We start from the raw sequence: 1,911 nt of genomic DNA, 5'->3' as shown, positions 1-1,911 counted from the left end.
GGTTTATATTATTGATGAGGTACATATGATGTCTACAGGTGCCTTTAATGCCTTATTAAAGACATTAGAGGAGCCACCAGCACATGTTGTTTTTATTCTTGCAACAACAGAACCTCATAAAATTTTGCCAACAATTATATCTCGTTGTCAAAGATTTGATTTTATGAAATTGAGTTTAACTGAAATCGTTAATCGTATGAAAAGCGTAGTTGAACAAGAAAACTATATTTGTGATGATGAAGCTTTAGAAATGATTGCAAAGCTTGCAGATGGTGGAATGAGAGATGCATTATCAATATTAGAGCAATGTTTGGCATATAATGATCAACATCTAACAGTACAAGATGTTAATCATATATATGGAATTGTATCATTAGAAAATAAAATTGATTTCATAAAGGTTCTTTTGTCTAAAGATATGAAGAAATCATTATTTATTTTGGATGAAATGAAAACAAATGGTATTGATATTAAGAGATTAACATTGGATTTAGTTGATATTTTAAAAGATATTATTATCTATAGAAATACAAGTGATAGTTCTATATTATTTGTTCTTTCACAATATTATTTAGATATGATAGTGCCTTATATATCATGTGATGAAGCATTTGCATTCAGTGATGTTTTAATGGATGCAAGTGAAAAATATGCTAAAGTTATTAATCCAGCTATATATTTTGAGTTAGCCTTGTTAAAAATGTGTAATCAAGTTCAATCGAAAAATGGAGAACTCATTGATAAAGTAGATATTCCTCAAACAGAATCTATCCAATATGTGAACGAAACTCAAGAGGTTAATACAGAAGCAATGGGAGAAGTTATTGAAATGGATAAACCCATTTTACAATCTCAAAATAACAGTAATCAAGTTATCTATGAGGATATTGATGAACAAATAGGTGAACCATTAATTGAAGAGGAGCTAATCTTAGAAGAATCTCAAGATATTATTCAAGAGGATATTCCTACATTCGAGTTTGAGAAACAAGAGGATGTGGAACAAAGCATAGATAATGATATAAAAGTAGATCGTGCAGATATTATGAATATTCTTGTACAGGCACGAAGAGAAATACTGGAAAGTATTCAAGAGAGATGGCCAATTATTAAGCGCTATTTGGCTAACTTAAATACAGCTAAGAGTGCAGGTATGCTTTGTGATGGTACAGCTGTTGCTGCTTGCCCAGGTGGTTTTATTATTGCTTTTGAATTCCAACCAGCTGTTAATGCCGTTAATTATTATAAGAATTATAAACAGTTGAGTTCTTTTTTAACAGAAATACTTGGACAAGAATATCGGTTTGTAGCTATTCAGCAGGATGAATGGATTCAAATGCGTAGTCAGTTTATTGATTTAAAAAAGAGAGGACAACTCCCTGAACCACATAATTTAACTCTTAAACATATTGATTCTCATGATTTAGATCATGTTGATTTAAATGAGGCTCAAGAATTTGCAGTTAAATTATTTGGTGATATTGTAGAGTTTAAGGAGGATTAAAAATGAATTTTGCTAACTTAGTACAACAAGCCCAACAAATGCAAAAGAAAGTGGCTAAGGCAAATAAAGAATATGATGAGAAGGAATTTGATATTGCTTCTCAAAATGATATTATTACTGGTAAAATCAAAGGAAGTCTTGAAATAACAGAATTACATATTGATCAATCTATGATGTGTACTGAACATCAAGAAGATGTTCAAGATCTATTAATGATTACTTTGAATCAAATGATTAAAAAGATTAATGATGAAAGAGAAGATACAGTCAATAAAGTTACTAATGGCGTAGATGTATCTGCATTCTTATAATGGAATATCCTAATAGTTTTGAAGAGTTAGTTGAATGTTTTAAGATGTTACCTGGAATAGGAACAAAAGGTGCTGAGAGAAGGGTCTATCATATTC

2 protein-coding genes and 1 pseudogene are annotated in these 1,911 nt (G+C 30.2%); all 3 read left to right on the top strand.

Features of this window, described 5'->3' with window-relative positions; genetic code table 11:
• Window positions 1-1,504: AAA family ATPase (locus ACLR9T_RS14260; RefSeq protein ID WP_413110131.1), on the top strand; the 1,504-nt coding region annotated here is incomplete at its 5' end.
• A gap of 2 nt (window positions 1,505-1,506) precedes the next feature.
• Window positions 1,507-1,815 (top strand): YbaB/EbfC family nucleoid-associated protein, encoded by a 309-nt coding sequence (locus tag ACLR9T_RS14255; RefSeq protein ID WP_413110130.1) that lies wholly within the window; start codon window positions 1,507-1,509, stop codon window positions 1,813-1,815.
• A pseudogene (locus tag ACLR9T_RS14250) lies at window positions 1,815-1,911 on the top strand (recombination protein RecR); the annotation flags it as partial. The gene ACLR9T_RS14255 and the pseudogene ACLR9T_RS14250, both read left to right, overlap by 1 nt.

The organism is Thomasclavelia sp. (genome assembly GCF_047249845.1).
GTDB lineage: Bacteria > Bacillota_I > Bacilli_A > Erysipelotrichales > Coprobacillaceae > Thomasclavelia.
Note: the sequence above shows the minus strand (reverse complement) of the source record. Positions and strands in the feature narration are given on the sequence as shown.

Bases quoted from the DNA above. Each gene is read 5' to 3' on its own strand.
- ACLR9T_RS14255 (WP_413110130.1), top strand. From the start codon at position 1,507: ATGAATTTTGCTAACTTAGTACAACAAGCCCAACAAATGCAAAAGAAA.